The organism is Gordonia sp. LMA167 (assembly GCF_058130025.1).
Genome location: NZ_CM176708.1, coordinates 6,744,663 through 6,763,668 on the forward strand (window position 1 = coordinate 6,744,663; position 19,006 = coordinate 6,763,668).

The 19,006-nt window shown below is 66.7% G+C and carries 18 protein-coding genes; 1 reads left to right on the forward strand and 17 read right to left on the reverse strand.

Annotated elements, in window-relative coordinates; all coding sequences use genetic code 11:
• Window positions 1-5: 5 nt before the first annotated feature.
• The 15 genes from ACVT6V_RS30315 to ACVT6V_RS30385 form a co-directional block, all read right to left on the reverse strand.
• Window positions 6-1,625 (reverse strand): thiamine pyrophosphate-binding protein, encoded by a 1,620-nt coding sequence (locus ACVT6V_RS30315; protein ID WP_489897748.1) that lies wholly within the window; start codon window positions 1,623-1,625, stop codon window positions 6-8.
• Between the two features lie 44 nt (window positions 1,626-1,669).
• Window positions 1,670-2,473, reverse strand: coding sequence for a FadR/GntR family transcriptional regulator (locus ACVT6V_RS30320; protein ID WP_489897749.1), 804 nt, complete (start codon window positions 2,471-2,473; stop codon window positions 1,670-1,672).
• Between the two features lie 123 nt (window positions 2,474-2,596).
• Window positions 2,597-3,769 carry an NAD(P)/FAD-dependent oxidoreductase gene (locus tag ACVT6V_RS30325; RefSeq protein ID WP_489897750.1) on the reverse strand — a complete coding sequence of 391 codons (1,173 nt, stop codon included), beginning with the start codon at window positions 3,767-3,769 and terminating at the stop codon, window positions 2,597-2,599.
• A complete protein-coding gene (locus ACVT6V_RS30330; protein ID WP_489897751.1) occupies window positions 3,766-4,848 on the reverse strand; it encodes an acyl-CoA dehydrogenase family protein in 1,083 nt (360 codons plus the stop codon). The genes ACVT6V_RS30325 and ACVT6V_RS30330 overlap by 4 nt, the downstream gene beginning before the upstream one ends.
• 2 nt (window positions 4,849-4,850) lie before the next feature.
• Entirely contained in the window at window positions 4,851-6,161 is a 1,311-nt protein-coding gene (locus ACVT6V_RS30335) for an acyl-CoA dehydrogenase family protein (RefSeq protein ID WP_489897752.1), read from the reverse strand.
• Window positions 6,162-6,230: 69 nt separating this feature from the next.
• Window positions 6,231-6,689, reverse strand: a complete 459-nt coding sequence (locus ACVT6V_RS30340) for a Zn-ribbon domain-containing OB-fold protein (RefSeq protein ID WP_489897753.1) — start codon at window positions 6,687-6,689, stop codon at window positions 6,231-6,233.
• Window positions 6,686-7,864 carry a thiolase C-terminal domain-containing protein gene (locus ACVT6V_RS30345; protein WP_489897754.1) on the reverse strand — a complete coding sequence of 393 codons (1,179 nt, stop codon included), beginning with the start codon at window positions 7,862-7,864 and terminating at the stop codon, window positions 6,686-6,688. The genes ACVT6V_RS30340 and ACVT6V_RS30345 overlap by 4 nt, the downstream gene beginning before the upstream one ends.
• Window positions 7,861-9,069, reverse strand: a complete 1,209-nt coding sequence (locus tag ACVT6V_RS30350; protein WP_489897755.1) for a CaiB/BaiF CoA transferase family protein — start codon at window positions 9,067-9,069, stop codon at window positions 7,861-7,863. Before ACVT6V_RS30350 ends, ACVT6V_RS30345 begins: the two co-directional genes overlap by 4 nt.
• Window positions 9,070-9,085: 16 nt before the next feature.
• Window positions 9,086-10,393, reverse strand: coding sequence for a CaiB/BaiF CoA transferase family protein (locus ACVT6V_RS30355; RefSeq protein ID WP_489897756.1), 1,308 nt, complete (start codon window positions 10,391-10,393; stop codon window positions 9,086-9,088).
• A gap of 35 nt (window positions 10,394-10,428) precedes the next feature.
• Window positions 10,429-11,184, reverse strand: a complete 756-nt coding sequence (locus ACVT6V_RS30360) for an SDR family NAD(P)-dependent oxidoreductase (RefSeq protein ID WP_489897757.1) — start codon at window positions 11,182-11,184, stop codon at window positions 10,429-10,431.
• The gene (locus tag ACVT6V_RS30365; protein WP_489897758.1) at window positions 11,181-12,422 is read right to left on the reverse strand and encodes an acyl-CoA dehydrogenase family protein; all 1,242 of its coding nucleotides are present in this window, start codon (window positions 12,420-12,422) and stop codon (window positions 11,181-11,183) included. The genes ACVT6V_RS30360 and ACVT6V_RS30365 overlap by 4 nt, the downstream gene beginning before the upstream one ends.
• Window positions 12,419-12,646, reverse strand: coding sequence for a ferredoxin (locus ACVT6V_RS30370; RefSeq protein ID WP_489897759.1), 228 nt, complete (start codon window positions 12,644-12,646; stop codon window positions 12,419-12,421). Before ACVT6V_RS30370 ends, ACVT6V_RS30365 begins: the two co-directional genes overlap by 4 nt.
• Window positions 12,643-13,905, reverse strand: coding sequence for a cytochrome P450 (locus ACVT6V_RS30375; protein WP_489897760.1), 1,263 nt, complete (start codon window positions 13,903-13,905; stop codon window positions 12,643-12,645). The genes ACVT6V_RS30370 and ACVT6V_RS30375 overlap by 4 nt, the downstream gene beginning before the upstream one ends.
• Before the next feature lie 77 nt (window positions 13,906-13,982).
• A complete protein-coding gene (locus ACVT6V_RS30380) occupies window positions 13,983-14,477 on the reverse strand; it encodes a nuclear transport factor 2 family protein (protein ID WP_489897761.1) in 495 nt (164 codons plus the stop codon).
• A gap of 65 nt (window positions 14,478-14,542) precedes the next feature.
• Entirely contained in the window at window positions 14,543-16,045 is a 1,503-nt protein-coding gene (locus ACVT6V_RS30385) for an aldehyde dehydrogenase family protein (protein WP_489897762.1), read from the reverse strand.
• 134 nt (window positions 16,046-16,179) lie between these two features.
• Here ACVT6V_RS30385 and ACVT6V_RS30390 point away from each other — a divergent pair, with 134 nt between their 5' ends.
• On the forward strand, window positions 16,180-17,157 hold the full coding sequence (locus tag ACVT6V_RS30390) for an NAD(P)H-quinone oxidoreductase (RefSeq protein ID WP_489897763.1): 978 nt from the start codon (window positions 16,180-16,182) through the stop codon (window positions 17,155-17,157).
• A gap of 54 nt (window positions 17,158-17,211) precedes the next feature.
• On the opposite strand, the gene ACVT6V_RS30395 is transcribed toward ACVT6V_RS30390, so the two are convergent.
• Complete coding sequence (locus tag ACVT6V_RS30395) at window positions 17,212-17,754, reverse strand: nuclear transport factor 2 family protein (protein ID WP_489897764.1); 543 nt, start codon at window positions 17,752-17,754, stop codon at window positions 17,212-17,214.
• 37 nt (window positions 17,755-17,791) lie between these two features.
• Window positions 17,792-18,991 (reverse strand): alpha-hydroxy acid oxidase, encoded by a 1,200-nt coding sequence (locus ACVT6V_RS30400; protein WP_489897765.1) that lies wholly within the window; start codon window positions 18,989-18,991, stop codon window positions 17,792-17,794.
• Window positions 18,992-19,006: the final 15 nt, after the last annotated feature.

The following is a 19,006-nucleotide window of genomic DNA, read 5'->3' on the forward strand; positions in this document are numbered from 1 at the left end:
CGGTGTCAGTGGCCGGCCATGTCCACCTGATCCGGGTCGATCTTGATGTCGAGCAGGACAGGGCGATCCCGCTTCGGCAGTTCGGCGAGGGCAGCGTCGAGTTCGGCCATCGACCGCACCGTGTAGCCGCGTCCGCCGAGTGACTCTGCCACCGGGGCGAAGTCGGGCCAGTCGAACGTCGACCGCGCCGGATCCATGTCCTTGCGACGGAACTGGATGTGTTCGGCGCCGTACGCCCCGTCGTTGAACACCGCGACGACGAGGTCGAGACCATGGCGCACAGCGGTGTTGAACTCGGCGAGGCCGCCGAGCATGAACCCACCGTCGCCGGTCACCAGCAGCGTCGGGCGTCGCGCACCGACTGCGGCACCGATCGCGTTGCCCATGCCGAGGCCGATCGACCCGAAGTTGACGGTGTGCACGTAATCCCGTGGCCGCTCGACGTGGAACAACGCGAAGGCATTGAAGATGAACCGGCCACCGTCGTAAACCAGTGCGCGATCACGCGGGAACGCCTTTTCGATCGCGATCATCGCGGAGCGTAAGTCGACGGTGCCGTCGCCGCTACGGTCGACGAAGGCGTCGTCGCGGTGCTCTGCCAGGCGCGCCGCCAACTCTGCCGACGCGAAACCGCTCGCGGGGGCATCGATGGCGTCGAGCATCTCGATGAGCTCGGCTGCGACGACCGCGGCGTCGCCGAGCACGACGGCATCGACAGTCTGGTTGCGCTGCAGCGCATCCCGGTCCACGTCGATCTGGACCACACGCCGACCGTCGAGAACGCTGCCTTCCATCGTCGTCCACTTGTTCAGTCCGGCGCCGAACGCGATGACGGTGTCCGCATCGCCGATCACGTCGAGGGCCACCTTGTGCGAGATGGTGCCGACGATCCCGATGTTGTGCGGGTCATCCCGATACGAGTCACGTCCGCGCAACGTGGTTCCGAGCGGAGCACCGATCCGGTGTGCGAAACGAGCGACCGCTGCTCGTGCGGCCTCGGACATCACGCCTTGCCCGGACAGGACCAGCGGGCGGCGGGCGGCCGCGATCACCGCGACTGCCTCCTCGAGCGCGTCCACAGCCGGACGTACTGCTTGCACCGGCGCCCAACGCGAGGCGGCAGGCTCGAATTCGACTTGTTCCCACTGGAACTCGATGGGCACATTGAGCACGATGGGGCGACGTTCGTTCAGTGCGCGCCGCACCGCGACAGCCACATCTTCGACGACCGTCTCGACCGCACGCACCTGCTCGAAGCCCGCGCCGGTCGGCATCACGACGTCACGCTGGGAGATGTTCTGGAAGTTGTCCCGGTCGAGTACCGCGGTGTCACCCGCAACCAGCAGCAGTGGAGTGCGGTCCTTGACGCCTTCCACCAGTCCCGTCACGGTGTTCGTGAGCGCTGGCCCGTGAGTCACGCACGCGACGCCGAGGCCGCCGGTCACCCGGGCATAGCCGTTCGCCGCGGTGACCGCTCCGGCCTCGTTGGACGTCGAGATGAACTCGGTGTCGTCCAGCGCGGCAAAACTGTCCATCATGTAGATGTTCGCGTCGCCCATCACGCCGAAGATCGTGGTGATGTCCTCGGAGCGCAGAGCTCTGGCGATGGTCTCGAAAAAGAACATCGTGAAGGTTCCTTCTATTCGGGTTCAGACGGTGCAGGAGCGGATCAGATCCACTCCACGTCGCCGTCGAGGAGAGTGCCCAGCTGCGCCCGGTTCAGAGCGAGAACGCGCGTCAGGTGCTGGTTCATCAGTGCTGATGCCTTGTCGGTGTCTCCTTCGGAGATCACTCGAGCGAGCTTGAGGTGGTCGTCGACGAGTTCTTGATGAATCAGCGTGACGTCGCCGATCATCGCGAGGTGGTGGGCGACGATCTGGCCGTATGACCGGAACGTCACCTGGAAGACACGGTTGCCGGCGAGTGCGGCGACCGATCCGTGGAAGCCCTCGTGACCGGACATGTAGACGTCGAGGTCGTCGTGGACGATCTCGTCGACCTGCCCGTCGATGTACGGCGCCATCGCTGCTTTGCGCGCTTCGTCGTCAGGGTTGGCCGCGGCCAGGCCGGCCAGCGTGGTCTCGGCGAATACCCACGCATCGAACAACTCGTCGTACGTCGCGCCGGCCAGGTGAAGGTACAGCGCCTCCATCCGGCCCAGGTTGGCCGAATCGACCGTGCCGACGATCGGCCCACCGCCGGGTCCGCGGCGGATCGAGATCATGCCCTGGACCTCGAGGAGCCGAAGACCCTCCCGGAGGGACTCGCGACTGACCGTATAGTGCCGGAGCATCTCGGCCTCGGACGGCAGGCTGTCTCCCGTCTGCAGCCCTTCGGACCGGATCGTCCGCACGACTGCGCGTGCGACGACCTCGGCAGCCTTCAGTGGGCGCAGGACCGATCCACCCCCCGCGATCGAGATCGCGGTCTGACCGACGGGTGTGTCTCCCGCTGTCGCGTTTGCTTCGGTCATGTGGATCCCATCCCCTACTGTCGCTTCCCTCCGGTGTCTCCGTCGAGAGGTGTATTCCTACCGATGATCTATCACATCGGGTCGCACTGTGGCATGGTCCGACATACCCGCTCGGCTCGCTGATCACAGCGGTGCTGTCAGATCGGTCAATCCCCGCGCATCCACCTCCCGTCTGTCCACGATCGCGGCCCGCGCCTGCACCATTGCACGCGGGAACCCGACCGATAGATGCGCGGTCACCCGATTCGACTCGTCGACCCACACCGCACCCCATCGGTCCGTCGTCGGGTGGTCGCGGACAACGAGTCGGTCGTCGCGACCGTGCTGGCCGACGTATTGAATCTTGCGCCCGAACTGGTCGGACCAGAAGTACGGGACGTCGTCGGTGCTGTTTCCGGACCGCATGATGGACGCAGCAGCCGCGGTCGCCCCGTTCGTCGCCTCGTCCCAATGTCCGGTGTGCACACGCTGCGACAGGCGGTCGCTCCAGCGGCTCGCGATGTCGCCGACCGCGTAGATCGCCGGGTCGTTGGTCCGACGGCCCGAGTCGACACACACTCCGTGCCCATCGACGTCGAGACCGGCGTCGGCGAGCCAGCACAGGTCCGCGCGGGCACCGACTCCGACCACGACCGCGTCGGCCGCCAAGACCGCGCCGTCGGTGAGCAGTACACCGGATTCACCGACCTCGGCAACTCCCGTGCGGGTACGGAGGTCGACACCCTCCCACATCGCGGCCAGACGCTCTGCCACTGCGGCGCCGAACGGGCCCGCGTGTGGCCCGTCACCCGCTTCGACACAGGTCACCGAGCAATCGAGACCGATTGCCGCGGTGGCGACCTCGGCGCCGATCCACCCCGCGCCGACGATCACGATGCGCGCTCCCGGCCGCAACCTCGACCGCAGCTTTTCGGCATCCTCGCGGGTTCGAAGAGTCAACTGTTCGCCGTCGCCCGGGAGTCTCACCGCTGTCGATCCCGTGGCGAGAATCAGGGTGTCGTAGCCGAGGTCGCCGTCAGTGGTGGCGAGCTTCTTCGCGCCTCGATCGAGTCCCGTCGCCCGCACGCCCCGAAGGACGCGAGTGTCGAGGTCGTCGAAGTCGAGTCCGAGACCGGGATCGACCGAGTCGGTGAGACATCCCTTGCTCAGGGGCGGCCGATCGTACGGGTCATGCTCTTCTGCGCTGACCAGCGTGATCGCGCCGGTGAACCCTTCCGACCGCAGCGCGGCACACGTGCGACTTCCACCGATGCCGCCGCCCACGACGACCACCCGATGATCGGCGCCGGGCGTCATCGCGACACCCCGTGCGCGGACAGAATCCGATCGGACAGTTCCGCAGACGAGCCGAGCAGGTTGTCGTTGCTGCGTGCCTTGCGGAACAGGATGTGAGCCGGATGCTCCCAACTGAAGCCGATACCGCCGTGCACCTGGACGTTCTCACCGCTCGCGAAGACCGCGGCGCGCGTCGCCGCCAGCATCGCCATCGCCGCCGCCTCGGGCAGGTCCGCCGGACTCGCCACCGCTGCCCACACGGCATGCTCGACCATCGAGCGCGCGAGGTCGGTCTCGGTGGCGACGTCGGCGATCAGATGCTTGAGCGCTTGGAACGAACCGATGATGCGGCGGAACTGCTCACGCACGCCGGCGTACTCGACGGCGTCGGCGAGAGCCTGTTCGGCGACGCCGAGCTGTTCGGCGGCCACCGCGACGAGGGCCAGGTCGCGTAGACGGGCGGCCAGATCATCGGGATCGCTTACCACGATCCGCCGGGCCGGAGCGTCGACGAAGGTGATGGTCGCGAGGTCGCGGACGAGGTCGAGGGTCTCGTGACGATGAACTGCTGCCGTCGCTGTCTCGATCGCGAACCACGCGGCCCCGTCCCCCGTATCTGCCTGAGCGATCACGAGATCGGCGTGGCCGCCCTCGATCACGAGTCGCGCCTCTCCCGAGACGGCGTCTGCGGCGGCGGTGAGTCCGGTACCGGCCCAGACGGTGCCGATCGTCTCGCCCGCGATCAACGCGGGAAGGAGCTCGGCGTGGGCCGAGGCGTCGCCGGATGCCGCGATGGCGTCCACGGCGAGGACCGCGCCCAGGACAGGGACCGCGGCGGTGCTGCGCCCGACCTGCTCCATGAGCACCGCGATCTCCGCCCAGGTCGCGCCGGCCCCGCCGAGTTCCTCGGGTACGGCCAATCCCAGCACGCCGATCTCCCCGATCAGGCGACCCCAGAGGGCGCTGTCGATCTGGCCGGCCGCGGCTGCGTCCGCCCGGGCGACGACCACGCTGCGCGGTGTCGCGCGTTCGGCGACGCCGGCGAGGACCGCAGCCAGGTCGGCCCGGTCGGCGACGGCCTCCACGTCGTCGAGGATCATGATCAGCTCACCTCGACAGGTTCGGGCGCGACGGTGGCGAGGACATCGGCGAACTTGGTGTCGGCCGCTTCCTGGAGTCGCGGGACGTGGATCGACGGGAACAGGTCCGGTGCGGGCTCGACGTCCTTGAGCAGTTGTTTGGCAACCGACTGCTTGTGGATCTCGGTGGCGCCGTCGGCGATCGCCATGTGGAAGCCTTCGAGGACGTATTTCCCGAACGGCAGCTCGGTGGAGATGCCGAGCGAGCCATGGAGTTGGACGGCACGCCCCGCCACGTCCTGCAACACCTTCGGCATCGCGACCTTGACGCCCGCGATGTCCTTGATGACCTGCTTGTAGTCGTTGACCTGGTCGATCTTCCACGCGGTACGCAGCACGAGGAGACGGAACTGTTCGAGCTGGATCCACGAGTCGGCGATCATCTCCTGGACCAGCTGCAACTCGCCGAGCGAACGGCCGCGGGTCTCGCGGGAGACGGCGCGTTCGAGCATGGCGTCCAACGAGCGACGGACCAGTGCGACGGTCCGCATCGCGTGATGGATGCGTCCGCCGCCGAGGCGGACCTGGGCGACCGTGAAACCGTCACCCTCGCCACCGAGAAGATTCGCGGCGGGCACACGGACATCGTTGTATCGGACGTAGGCGTGGGTGCCCTCGTGGCCGGCGTGGCCGGTGACACCGACGTTGCGGATGATCTCGATGCCCGGGGTATCCGCCGGCACGACGAACATCGATGCCCTGCGATGGCGATCGGCGTCTGGATCGGTGACCGCCATGACGATCAGGAACGAGGCGAAGCGCGCGTTCGACGAGAACCACTTCTCGCCGGTGATCACGTACTCGTCCCCGTCGCGAACGGCACGGCAGCGAAACGACGTGGGGTCGGACCCGCCGGTGGGCTCGGTCATCGAGAAACACGACGCGATCTGCCCGTCGAGCAGGGGCTCGAGGTACTTCTCCTTCAGTTCCGCCGAACCGTAGTGTGCCAGGATCTCTGCGTTGCCGGAGTCGGGCGCCTGGGTTCCGAATATCACCGGGCCGCTGAGGGTGGTGCCGATCAGCTCGTTGAGCAACGCCAGTTTGAGTTGGCCGTATCCCTTGCCGCCGAGCTCGGGCCCGAGGTGGCACGCCCACAGGCCCTTCTCTCGGACCTTTTCCTGCAGCGGTTTGACGATGGCGTTGCGCACCGGATCGTTCATGTCGAGCGGGTGATCGTACATGCGGTCGGCGGGCTCGACCTCGTCGCGCACGAAGCGCTCCACCCAGTCCAGCTGTTCCTGGTACTCGGGGTCGGTTTCGAAGTCCCATGCCATGGGGAGCTCCTTCAGTCAGGGAAGTTCGGTGTCAGCGAAGTTCGGGGTCAACAAGGTTCGGGATCAGCGTTAGGTGGCCGGGATGAGTTCCCAGTTCGGGATGGTTGTCGATTCGTCGAGCTCGATGAACACGGTGCGGACGGGTGCGCCGACCCACAGGTCGGGACGTCCCGCGATGTGTCCGAGGAAGCGGACCACCGGCTCGCCCGGCCGGGGTTCGACGTCCACGAGGATCGAGGCGTACGGCACCGGATAGTGCGGATTGATCTGATGCTCGACGATGGTCCACGTGTGGACGGTGCCGATCTGCGGCACATCGGACCAGCCGAGGTCGTCGCCGTGGCACGAGCGACAGCGCGGCCTCGGCGGATGCTGTTGGTGATCGCATGTGCGACAGGTCTGAACCACCAGGCGACCATCGGTCGCTGCAGCGAAGAAGCCGCCGGTCTCCGGGTCGTCGAGCACCGGACGGAGTCCGATGCCGGCGCCGAGCCCGGTGCTCACGACGGCAGCACGCGGGGCGCTCACGCGGCCACCAGGAGCAGAGCGCTCGCGCCGGGCGGCGGAGCGGACGTGACGAGCGAGACCTTCGCGTCGGGCACCTGCGATGTGGATGTGCCACGGATCTGGCGGACACCTTCCACGATGTGGTTCATCCCGTGGATGTATGACTCGGACAACTGTCCTCCTGCCGTGTTGATCGGGATGGCACCGCCGAGGTCGAGGGCACCGCTCTCGACGAACCCCGCCACGTCGTCGCGGCTGCAGAAGCCGAAGTCGGCGAGCTGTAGATAGACCGTCACCGTGAAGCAGTCGTAGAGCTGGGCCACGTCGACGTCGGCCGGCGTGAGACCCGACCGCTCATAGAGCCGTTCGGCGACGCGTTTGGACGTCAGGTGCTCGAGGCTCTCCCCGAGCAGCACCGGGTACATCTGGCCGGGCCCCACGCGCAGGCCCGTCGCCTGCGCGACCGAGTTGATGAGGGCCGGCGGCTGCTGCAGATCCTTGGCGCGTTCGGTCGTGGTGACCACCAGCGCCGCGCCGCCGTCGGTTTCCAGGCAGAAGTCGAACAGGCGCAGTGGATCGGAGATCATCCGCGAGGAGTAATAGTCGTCCAACGTCAGCTTGCGGTCGTACATCTGTGCTGCCGGGTTGTCGTTGGCGCGACGGCGACACACCATGGCGATCTCGGCGAGCGCTTCGTGGGTGAGCCCGTGCTCGGACATGTGCCGTCGGGCGAGCATGCCGAAGAACTGGCCGGGTGAGGTCATCCCATAAGGCGCGAACAATTCGAGGTAGCTCGACGCGCCGCCGACCCCACCCTCGACACTGACGCCTTTGCCGAGACGGCGCCCGGACCGGCCGTTGAGCGCGCGGTAGACCAGCACCGTGGTGGCCTGACCGGACATGATGGCGGCGACGGCCTGCCCCACCATCGCGCACGGACCGGAGCCGCCGGGGCCGTTCTGGCCCCAATAGGCGATGTCGTCGGCGCCGATCGCGTCGGCGAGTGCTACCTGGGAGGCCTCGTCGTAGTCGCTGCGGATCAGGCCGTCGATGTCCCCCGGCCGCAAGCCGGCGTCGGCGATTGCCTCGAGGGACGCCTCCGCGGCGAGCGAAGTGACGCTGACGCCGGACTTCTTCGAGTACTCGGTGGTACCGATGCCGACGACCGCGCAGGTGTCGGGCTGCCAGGTGTTCACGACATCGCTCCGATCTCGGTGGTTGCCTGACTCTCGGCGAGCACCGCGTCGGTGTCGGCGCCGAGCCTCGGCGGGGACTGGGGTGCGCCGGTGCCGTAGGAGAACGCGAACGGCGCACCCGGGAACTTGACGGTCTCGCCGTCGATCGCGACGTCGACGAAGTAACCCCGCGCCTGCAGGTGCGGGTCGTCGAGGAGGTCTTCTGGCGCGGACACCGGACCGAGCGGCAGACCGCGTCGCTGTGCCTCGTCGTAGACCGTTGCGGAGTCCTGCATCAGGAAGAACGACTCCATCAGCGTCTGGATGTACGGAAAGTTCTCTTGCCGGTGAGACAGCTCCAGGTACTCGTCGTCGGCGAGGTCGAGCGCCAGACCCAGCGAATCGAGCCAGTCGACCAGGATGCGCCACGTCTTGTTGTCGCTGAGGATCAGCGCGAAGTACACCTGGACGCCGTCGGCGCACTCGAACAGGGCGGGCGAGGTGGGGCTCGGCTGCGCGTGGCGACAGGTCTGACGTTCGATCAGCACCCGTGGGTAGAACCAGTACGGGTTGGCCAGCTCGCCGCTGACAGCGATTGCCTCGTGCATCGACACGTCCACGATCTGCCCGAGGCCGGACGCCTGTCGTTCCAGCAACGCCAGCAGCAGACCGGTGTGACCGAAGCTCGCCGCGGTCTGCATCGCCTGATTGCCGCCCGGGCGGATCGGCGGAATCGAGTGGTCGTCGTAGCCGCAGCTCATCAGGATGCCGCCGGTGGCGAGCGCGACGAGGTCGCTCGAGCGTCGGTTGGCCCACGGCCCGGTGAGCCCGAACGGCGACACCGACACCACGATCAGGTGCGGGTAGCGGTCGGTGAGCGCGTGCAGGTCGACGTCGGCCGCGGCCAGATCGGCGGGGGTGCCGGAAGTGATGAGCACATCGGCGTACGCGATGAGCTGTTCCCGCTCGGCCCGCCCGCTGTCGGTCGTCGTGTCGACGACGACGCTGCGCTTGCTGGTGTTGTACGTCCAGAAGGTGAGGCTGTGGTCGAGGTCGCCGTCGTGTCCGTCGACCCACGGTCCGACATGTCGGCTCTTCGCACCGCAGGCGGGTTCCACCTTGATCACGTCGGCGCCCTGGTCTGCGAGCAGTTTGCCGACGATCTCGCCTTGGGGCTCCTCGGCGAGCTCCACCACGCGCAGTCCGCTGTAGGTGAGGGTGTCCACTGGTCCTTGCCACATGTCAGATCACTCCGTCGCTCTCGAGTTCGGCGATCTCGTCGCCGTCCAGACCCAGGATGTCGCCGAACACGTAACGGTTGTCCTCGCCGAGCAGCGGTGCCGACCGCCATGTGTCCGGGCGGGTACGGGAGAAGGAGATCGGGGTCCCCTCGAAGCGCGCCTGTCCGATCACCGGGTGGTCGAGTTCGAAGAAGGTGCCACGATCGGCGATCTGCGGGTCCCATTCGTTGAGGTCTTCGGCGTTCTGCACCGCGCCGGCCGCGACACCCGCGGCCTGGAGCAGTTCCATCGCTTCGCGGTCGCTGCGTTGTCGGGTCCACGCCGCGACGTGCGCATCGAGCGCATCCTGGTGGTCGTGACGGTCGTGCTGCGTCGCGAACCGCGGGTCGTCGGTCCACGCGGGCCGTCCGATGGCGGCGACGAACCGCCCCCAGTCGGCGTCGTCGAACACTGCGATCGCGACCCACCGATCCTCACCAGCACTCGGGTACACGCCGTGCGGGGCGGCCGCCGGATCGTCGAGGCGATTGCCACGCGGGAACGTCGGACGACGCGTGACGGAGCCGTTCGCGGTCACGTCGAGCATGTCGGCACCGATCATCGAGATGCCGACCTCGACGGCGGACACATCGACCTCGGCACCCAGCCCGGTCGCGCGGCGACGCAGGATCGCCATCATCAGCGCCGCCGAGTTGTAGTACGCCGCTTGGTTGTCCATGTACGACAGCCCCCAGCCCGACGGTTCGACACCGGGCAGTCCGCTGATGAACGAGAGCCCGCTGACGGCCTGCACGATCGGTCCGTACGACTTGTAGTGAGCGTGCGGTCCGGTGTGCCCGAAGCCACTCATCCGGCCGTAGATCACCTCCGGCGACAGTTCACGCAACCGCTCGTAGGTGAGGCCCCACCGCTCCATCACGCCGGGCGCGAAGTTTTCCGTGACCACAGTGCTCTCCGAGATCAACTGATCGACGAGACTGCGGCCGCGGTCGGTCTTCATGTCGACGGTGATACCGAGCTTGTTGCGGCTGTAGTTGTTGTGCAGCCCGCCCCGGTTCGGGTCGGCGTCGGACCGTTCCTCGCCGTAGTTGCGGACTTCGCCCTTGTAGATCGGAAGGAGGCGCGGCCGGTCGATGCGTCGCCGGTTCTCGATCTTGATGACCTCGGCGCCGAAGTCCGCCAGCATCCTCGTGGCGACCGAACCGACTCCCATCCAACAGAAGTCGGCGACGCGCACGCCCGCAAGCGGTCCGGTGCGCGGCACCGGGCGACGTTCGGCGGACACGGCTTTCTCAGTGGTGGTGCTCATCTGGACATACTCACTTTCCCCGAGGGTCATCGGGTTCACGAAGTCGCGGTCCGACCACCGTCGACCGGCAGGATCGTCCCGGTAGTGAAACTAGACAGGGAAGACGCGAAATAGAGTGCGGCGCCGACGATCTCGTTTGGCTCACCGGCTCGGCGCATCGGGAAACCCTGGGCGTTGGCGCGCCATTCGTCGGTGTACCATACGTCGGCCAATTCAGTCAGGAACGGACCAGCCATGATCGTGTTGCAGCGCAGTCGCGGTCCGTACTCCTGCGCCAATCCCTTGGTCAGCGTGTTGAGTCCGGCTTTGGCCGCCGCGTAGATCAGGTCGGTGGTCTTCGGACGAACCGACGCGATCGAGCTGATGTTGATGATCGAACCGCCGTCGGCCATCTTCGGCGCGGCCAGTGTGGCCATCCGGAACGGTCCCTTCAGATTCACTTCGAGGGTCTTGTCGAACAGCTTCTCCGACGCGCTCTCGAGTGAATCGTAGGTCGGTGCGATACCCGCGTTGTTGACCAGGACGTCGAGTCGACCGAACTCGGCGATCGCGGTGTCCACCAGGGCGGCACAGCCGTCCCAGTCGCCGACATGGCCGGCTATCCCGACGGCCCGGACGCCACTGGCTTCGGTGACGGCCGCGGCCGCATCGTCAACGCCTGCCTGTTTGCGGCTCGCGATGATGACGTGCGCGCCGGCCATGGCGTAGGCATGCGACATCTCGAGGCCGAGACCACGACTGCCGCCGGTCACCAGGACGACGCGACCGGACAGATCGATGGAGACGCTCATGTCGTGGAATCCGTTCGGGAGGGTTTGGGGGCACGTGGTTCCGCCGGCAGCCCGAGGTGGCGTTCGGCGATGATCGAGCGCTGGATCTGGTCGGTTCCGCCGGCGATCCGGTAGCCGGGTGCGCCGAGCAGGTGGGCGTTCCAGGAGAAGGTTCCGGGCTCACCGGTGTCGGCGATCAACTTCTCTACGAGCATGGTGCGCGCCAGATCCGAGACGATCCCCAGTCGGGTGACCCACTGGAGTTTGCGCATCGATCCGGTCGCGCCCGGCGCCTCGCCGGCGTCGCGGGCACGCTTGTCGCGGCGCAGCGCGACCTCGGCGCCGACCTCACGCAGGCGGACGTCGGCCAGTTGGGCTCGGACGTCGCGGTGCTGCAATGAGTCTGTGCGCGTGGCGAGTTCGAGGAGCTGGTCGAATGATCCGCCGACACCCTTCTTGTTCGACGCGTTGGCCCGTTCGAAACCGAGGGTGGCCCGAGTGACGGCCCAGCCGTCACCGACCTCGCCGAGCCGGTAACTGTCAGGGATCCGAACGTCGTTGAGGAACACCTCATTGAAGCTGGTGCCGCCGGACATCTGGCGGATGGGTCGGACGTCAACGCCCTCGGCGTTCATCGGGATCACGAATGTTGTCAGGCCTCGACTGCCCGTCGACCCGGGCTCGGTCCGCACGATGGCCTGGCCCCAGTCGGCGAACTGGGCGCCCGAGGTCCACACCTTCTGGCCCGAGATGACCCAGTCCCCTCCTTCGCGGGTGGCGCGGGTGGAGACGTTCGCGAGATCGGAGCCGGCAGCGGGTTCGGAGAACAACTGGCAGGCCAGCAGTGACCCGTCCAGCAGGCCCGGCAGCAGCATCGACCGGACGTGCTCGGATGCGTAGAGGCGGATCGTGGGGGCGATCAGGTTGACCGTCACCGAGATCAGCTCGTGTCTGGGCAGCGGCACCAACTCCGCTTCCGCCTGTTTGAAGGCGTCCTCGAATTCTGTGGGCAGACCGGCCCCGTACAGATCCGACGGCCAGGACAGCGCCGCGAAACCGCCGTCGAACTTGGTGCGCTGCCACGCACGCAGCTCGTCGATCAGGGCGCACTCGACGTCATGGGACAGGTTGTGGAACACCGACACGTCGTGTGCGTCACGTGCGGCGATCGAGGTCGCAGGAGCGTTCGCGGCCAACCACATCCGGGCCGACGATGTGTGGTCGGAAAGGTCTGGGTGTCTGGTGGCGGCCGCCGTCATGACTCGATCTCCATCGAGATCGCGCGTTCGGGGCAGGCATCGACCGCGGTCTGCGCATCGTGCAGACGTGGCGAGTCACCGGGCACCGTTTCGGTGAGCAGAACCGAAAAGCCCTCATCGTCCATGTCGAAGATCTCGGGTGCGAGGGTGTAGCACCGTCCGTGGCCGCTGCAGCGCTTGGTGTCGATGCTGATACGCCGGGTCGCGGTGTCGTTGGTGCTCACACCGACCACCCCAGCTCCAGGCGCTCGAGACCGACCTGCGGGCCCGCCTCGACAAGGCCCTCGGTGTTGGTGACCGTGTAGTTGGGGATGCGCTTGTGCCACTCCTCCAGAGCGATCGCCAACTCCTTGCGTGCCAGGTGGGCGCCGACGCAACGGTGCGGACCACCCGCGAACGAGTAGTGGGTCGTGACCTGACGGTCGAGCTGGATCTCGGTCGGGTTGTCGAACTCGGCCTCGTCGCGCGACGCCGACGGATTGGCGACCATCACCATGTCGCCCTTCTTCATCGGGCAACCATGGAAATCGGTGTCCTCGGTGACCTTTCGGGCCGTCATGACGATGTTGTGGGCACGCAGGAACTCCTCGACGGCGTTCGGGATGATCTCCGGTTCACGGACGATCCACTCCCGGTCGCTCGGATGGTTGGCCAGCCAATAGAACATGTAACTGAGCTGACTCTTCACCGTGTCCAGGCCGGCCAACAGGATCACCTCGGCCATGTTGGTGAACGCCTCGTCGGTGATCGGCTCGCCGCCGATCACGGTGTCGGCCAGGATCGAGAAGAAGTCGTCCTCGGGATTCGCCTGCGGGTTCTCGCGACGGTCCTTCAACACCTCCGAGAAGTAGCTCCGGATCGCGACCTGCGCGTCGTGCTGGCTGACGGCCTTGTCGCCGAAATGACCGAGGCCGTCGAAAGTCGCCTCGACCCACGCCATGAACATGTCGGTGTGCTCCATCGGCAGACCGACGATGCGCAAGAACACCTGTGTCGGAAACACTTTCGCGAACTGCTCGATGAAGTCGACCTTGCCGTCAGCGGCGAACTTCTCGATGGTATCGATGCAGTCCTGCCGGATCCGATCCTCGTTCTGCTTCACGAAACGCGGCGAGAACGCGATGTTGAGCATCCGGCGATACTCACTGTGCAACGGCGGATCAACCATCGTCGGAATCCAATGCCAGTCCGGGTTCGGGATCGACGGGATGGTGGCGTGGCTGCTGAAGATCTCCGGCGTCTGATACGCCTCGCGGACCAGATCGGAGGTGAGCAGCATCCAGAAGCCGGGGCCGTAGGACGAGTACGCGGTCGGCCCCTGGTGGCGCAGCTCGTCGAATTTGGAGAAGTAGCTCAACGCGGGCTGGGGCGTCGTGTAATCGAAGTTCACAACCGGGCACCCGGCTGCCTTGGCACGCTCGAGCCGCGCGGCGGCATCGGCCAGGTCGGCTTCGGTGAGCTCGGGAGTCGAATGAGCAGCCATGCGGTATTTCCTCGAATCTGGGTAGTGGTGAATGCTCAGTGCTGAATGCTCAGCGGTGAATACTCAGTGGTGAATTCTCAGTGGCGGACAGCCGCGGGGACGTCGACACCGGCGGATGGGACCGAGGTGATGGGCAGAAAGCTGGCGACCTTGATCGTGTGGACCATGCGGGTGATGACCCAGCCGCACTCCCGGCGTGCGAGTTCGAGCGTGTAGTCCGCCGCCATCATCAGGAACTCGGTGTCGTCGCCCCGGATCTGCTGGTGCGAGACCAGGTAGGCGAGTGCGGTCGCGGAGTCCCCGTCCACGTCGATGCCGTACGGCGACACCATGTGGTGCTGCCACGCGACGTGTGAGGTGTTGGCCTCGACATACTCGGCGACGGCCTTCGCGCCGTGCACGGTGGTACGACCGTTGTGGTACTCGACCACTACGTCATCGGCGAAGATCGCGGTCAGGCGAGTCCAGTCCCGAGCGTCGACCAGGGTCGCGTAATCGGTGATCGCCCGACGGATCTCCATGTCGTCAAGGACTCGCGCCAGGCGGTCGTTGCACTCCTGTGTCGTAGACATCCGCTCTCCTCTGTGTGTGCTACAAGCCACATTAATTCCTCATGATAATTAATGCAAGTATCCGATCAGTAACGGCGCGACCAGACCGACTTACGACGGGTGTACTCCTCCAGCGCAGGCGAACCCAGGCTGCGGCCATAGCCCGAGTGCTTCGCACCGCCGAACGACACCGCGGCATCGAGCACCTGGTAGCAGTTGATCCACACCGTTCCGGCGTCCAGCGCATCGGCGGCACGATCGGCACGCGCGATGTCGCGCGTGAAGACGCCGGCGGCCAAACCGAACTCGGTGTCGTTGGCGATCCGATACGCCTGCTGCTCGGTGTCGAACGGCATCACCGACATGACCGGGCCGAAGATCTCCTCGCGCGCCACGCGCATCGACATGTCGACATCGGCGAAGATCACCGGCGCCTGATAGTTGCCGCCCGACTCGGGCGCGTCTCCGAGGAGCTTCACCGTGGCGCCCTCTGCCCGTCCGATGTCGACGTAGCCGCGGACCTTCTCGAGTTGCTGCGGGGAGATCAACGGGCCGAGGTCGGCCGCATCGTCGAAGGCGTGACCGACGGTGAGATCCTTCGACGCCTCCACCGCACGCTCGAGGAACTCGTCGTAGATGTCGCGATGGACCAGGGTGCGCGATCCTGCGGTGCAGACCTGGCCGGAGTTGTTCCACACCGACCCGGTCGCGGCCCTTGCCGCCAGGTCGAGGTCGGCGTCGGGGAAGACGATGACCGGCGACTTTCCGCCGAGCTCGATATTCACCTTCTTGAACGTCTGCGCGGCCGCAGCAGCGAGCGCCCGACCGGTACCGACCGACCCGGTGAACGACAATCGGTTGACCCCGGGATGGGCGACCAGCGCGCTCCCGACCACACCGTCGCCGTGGACCACGTTCAGCACGCCCGGCGGAATCCCGGCCTCGAGGGCGAGCAGCCCCATGTAGGTCGCGGTCAGCGGGGTGTGCTCGGCAGGTTTGAGCACGACCGAGTTGCCCGCCGCCAGCGCGGGTGCCACCTGATTGAAGAAGGCCGCCGGACCGTTCCACGGCTTGATGACACCCATGACACCGATCGGCTCGATTCGTTCCTGGACTGTGTAGTCGGGGCCGACCGGCGGCATGTGACCGGCGATCTTGGTGGGCCAGCCCGCGTAGTAACGCAGCGCGTTGATCGAGGCCTGCGACACGAACGACGCGTACTTGCGCAGGATGCCGGCGTCGAGTCCGTCGAGGTCACCGGTCACCTCCCGATGCTCCTCAAGCAGGTCGGCGAGCCGATGCAGCCGCGACTCCTTCTCGCGCGGGGTCAGCAGACGCCAGCGGCCGTCGTCGAATGCGTCACGTGCACTGCACACCGCGTCGTCGAGATCATCGGCATCACCGGAGGTGACCACGCCGATCTGCCGCCCCGTCGACGGATTCATGATCTGACGCTCACCCCCGGCCCGAGACTTTCGGCGCTCGCCCTCGATCACATGGGGAACCGTTCCGGCATCGAGGAATGCGGCAGCTCGGGCATCGACATCGGTGCCATCGACCACGGATCGGACATGGCTGTTCTCGGTCATCACAGGTGAACCTCCTCGGGAGCCGACAGTCACGTCGACCTTGGACTTGCGATGCAACACACACTATCGTATTTCTCATGATGTTTACATCGATCCGCATTGTGCGGATCGATTCCCTGGTGAGGAGCTGATTGATGCACGCCGTGACCGTCCGCGAGTTCGGAGGACCCGAGGTCCTTCAGATCACCGAATTGCCCGACCCGGTTCCCGCACCCGGCGAGGTCCTCTTACAGGTGGCGGCGACCGCCGTCAACAAGGGCGACACCCACCAGCGCATCGGGAACTACCCGCCACCACCAGGGATCACCGACGTGATGGGACTCGAATGCAGCGGCACCGTCGTCGCCGTCGGCGCCGATGTGACCAGGTGGAATGCAGGTGACGCGGTCTGTGCGCTCGTCGCGGGGGGTGGCTACGCCAGCCAGGCGGTGGTGCCACAGGAGCAGGTGATGCCGGTCCCCACCGGCGTCGACTTGATCTCTGCGGCAGCACTTCCCGAGGCCGCGGCCACCGTGTGGTCGAACGTGTTCATGGAGGCCGGCCTCTCATCGGGCGAGACCCTCCTCGTCCATGGCGGTGCGGGTGGCATCGGTTCGTTCGCGATAGGCCTCGCGGTCGCACGTGGACACCGCGTCATCGCGACCGCAGGCAGCCCGGACAAGGTCACGACCTGCCTGCAGCTGGGTGCGGAGGTGGCGATCAATTACCGCGACGAGGACTTCGTCGGTGCGGTGAAGGAGGCCACCGGCGGCCGAGGTGTCGACGTCATCCTCGACAACATGGGCGGCTCGTACTTGGACCGCAACCTCAAAGCGCTGGCCACCGGTGGACGCCTCGCGATCATCGGCATGCAGGGCGGCACCAAGGGTGAGCTGAACATCGGTCGTCTCCTCGTCAAGCGGGCCCGCGTCATCGCAACCTCGCTCCGCCCTCGCCCGATCGCCGAGAAGGGGCAGATCTGCGCACAGCTCGTCGACGAGGTGTGGCCCCTATATGAATCCGGCGCCATCAAGCCCGTCATCGACTGCGTCATGCCGTTGTCGGACGCCGCGCGCGCCCACGAGCGGATCGAGGCGAGCAGCCACACCGGCAAGATCGTTCTGACGATGTAGCCGCGTGGACGGACGGGCCGCCGCGACCGCCGTCAGGTCATGTCCCGACGGCGATCACGGCCGCCCGGGTCCATCGTGAACGGGGTCGGCACCGTCCATGATCCACGTCAACGCGTCCTCTGGACCGCGTGCTCCGATGACATGCGACGGACCGAAACCTGTTTCGCACGAGGGAATTTCCCGCTTCCACTCGTAGACGCACACTCGGGTGGCTATTCGCCACTCCTTGGATCGACATTCGAAACGGTCGATGTACCGAAGCCCCAGCAACACATCGACGGGGTCCTCGACTGCTGGCCGAGAACGGTGATAGGCAAGCAGATACGACTCGACGCGAGCGGCCGCCCGCGAGTCCGACACCTCTATCTGCACGTTCGTCAGATAGTGCATGGTGCGCTCGAAATCTCTCAGCTGACGTTCGACCCACGGGATGTAGGCCTCCACCGACCCGCGGAACGCCCCGTGCCGGTCCTCGGCCCCCGGCCAGTAGCACGATCGCATGGCCGCCATGTCGAATCTGTCGACGGCTCGCGTGTACCTCACCAACACTCGCTCGATGCGGCGCTCGATCAGCATCAGCTCAAATTCGGCGTCCATCACGAACCCACTCCGTTCGTGGCCGTGCCCGTTCCCGTCACCACACGAGCTCCGCTGCCATGCCGTCGGCGCGCACCAGATGCTCCCGTGAGAGCTCGTGCACCGAGCCGACACCCATCAGGTGGGCCGTGCGGCGCAGCTCGGCGTCGAGCACCGCAAGGATCTCGGCAACGCCGTCGGCGCCACCGACGGAAAGCCCGTAGAGCCACGGCCGGCCGATCAGCACCGCCCGCGCCCCGAGCGCCATCGCCACGGCGACGTCGAGGCCCGAACGGATTCCACCGTCGACGAGGACGTCGATCTGCTTGCCGACACGGTCGACGACGTCGACCAGCGCCCGCGCCGTCGGCAGCGTCCCGGCGAGCTGCCGGCCACCGTGATTCGAGACGATCACCCCATCGGCGCCGATGTCCACGGCACGGGCCGCGTCGTCGGGTTCCAGAACCCCCTTGACCACCAACGGGCCGCCCCACCGGCGACGCATCCACGCCAGGTCGTCCCACGACAGGTCGGGACGCATGGCGATCGCATGACGTCGGACCGAGTCGGCGATGCGCCCGCGTTCGCCCGGTACGGCCAGGTTCGCCAGACTGAACCGGCGGTGTCGAGCCGCGTCGAGCAGCCAGCGCGGGTGTCCCGCGTATCGAACTGCCACACCAGGCGACAGCCATGGTTGCGAGCTCATACCAAACCTCCTCTCCCCGAGTCGGTTCCCGACGACCGGCACGTCTACCGTCACGACGAGCCGGCCGAATCCGGCGGCGCGTGCACGGTCGATCAGCGATCCGGTGAGCTGTCTATCTCCCCACGGATAGAGCTGGAACCATCCGCCCGGAGCCGCAGCTGCACCTACGTCCTCCAGGGAATGCGTGGAGCCGGTGCTGAGCACGGCCCGAGTCGAGTATCGCGCAACGGCGTCCGCGGCAGCGAGGTCCCCACTACCCCCGACCGCGCCTGCCAGCCCGACCGGACCGAGCAGAACGGGAAGCCCGAGATGGTCACCGACGACGGTCGTCTCGGTGCCGACGTCGCGAACCCCGGCGAGAACCCGCTGCCGGACCTGCCACCGGCGCCACGCGTCCGCATTGGCTGCGGTGGTCCGCCCGTCATCGGCACCGTTCTCGACGTACGCCCACACCGGACGCGGTAGACGACGCCGCGCGGCGGCACGGAAGTCGGCCACGTCGAGCCGCGCTTCTCTGTTCCGCGGCGTCACGGAAAATGGCCCAATCTGCATGTCCTCGACTCCTTT

Coding starts and splice junctions, on each gene's coding strand:
- ACVT6V_RS30315 (WP_489897748.1), bottom strand. CDS start 1,625: ATGTTCTTTTTCGAGACCATCGCCAGAGCTCTGCGCTCCGAGGACATC.
- ACVT6V_RS30320 (WP_489897749.1), bottom strand. CDS start 2,473: ATGACCGAAGCAAACGCGACAGCGGGAGACACACCCGTCGGTCAGACC.
- ACVT6V_RS30325 (WP_489897750.1), bottom strand. CDS start 3,769: ATGACGCCCGGCGCCGATCATCGGGTGGTCGTCGTGGGCGGCGGCATC.
- ACVT6V_RS30330 (WP_489897751.1), bottom strand. CDS start 4,848: ATGATCCTCGACGACGTGGAGGCCGTCGCCGACCGGGCCGACCTGGCT.
- ACVT6V_RS30335 (WP_489897752.1), bottom strand. CDS start 6,161: ATGGCATGGGACTTCGAAACCGACCCCGAGTACCAGGAACAGCTGGAC.
- ACVT6V_RS30355 (WP_489897756.1), bottom strand. CDS start 10,393: ATGAGCACCACCACTGAGAAAGCCGTGTCCGCCGAACGTCGCCCGGTG.
- ACVT6V_RS30360 (WP_489897757.1), bottom strand. CDS start 11,184: ATGAGCGTCTCCATCGATCTGTCCGGTCGCGTCGTCCTGGTGACCGGC.
- ACVT6V_RS30365 (WP_489897758.1), bottom strand. CDS start 12,422: ATGACGGCGGCCGCCACCAGACACCCAGACCTTTCCGACCACACATCG.
- ACVT6V_RS30375 (WP_489897760.1), bottom strand. CDS start 13,905: ATGGCTGCTCATTCGACTCCCGAGCTCACCGAAGCCGACCTGGCCGAT.
- ACVT6V_RS30380 (WP_489897761.1), bottom strand. CDS start 14,477: ATGTCTACGACACAGGAGTGCAACGACCGCCTGGCGCGAGTCCTTGAC.
- ACVT6V_RS30385 (WP_489897762.1), bottom strand. CDS start 16,045: ATGACCGAGAACAGCCATGTCCGATCCGTGGTCGATGGCACCGATGTC.
- ACVT6V_RS30390 (WP_489897763.1), top strand. CDS start 16,180: ATGCACGCCGTGACCGTCCGCGAGTTCGGAGGACCCGAGGTCCTTCAG.
- ACVT6V_RS30395 (WP_489897764.1), bottom strand. CDS start 17,754: ATGGACGCCGAATTTGAGCTGATGCTGATCGAGCGCCGCATCGAGCGA.
- ACVT6V_RS30400 (WP_489897765.1), bottom strand. CDS start 18,991: ATGCAGATTGGGCCATTTTCCGTGACGCCGCGGAACAGAGAAGCGCGG.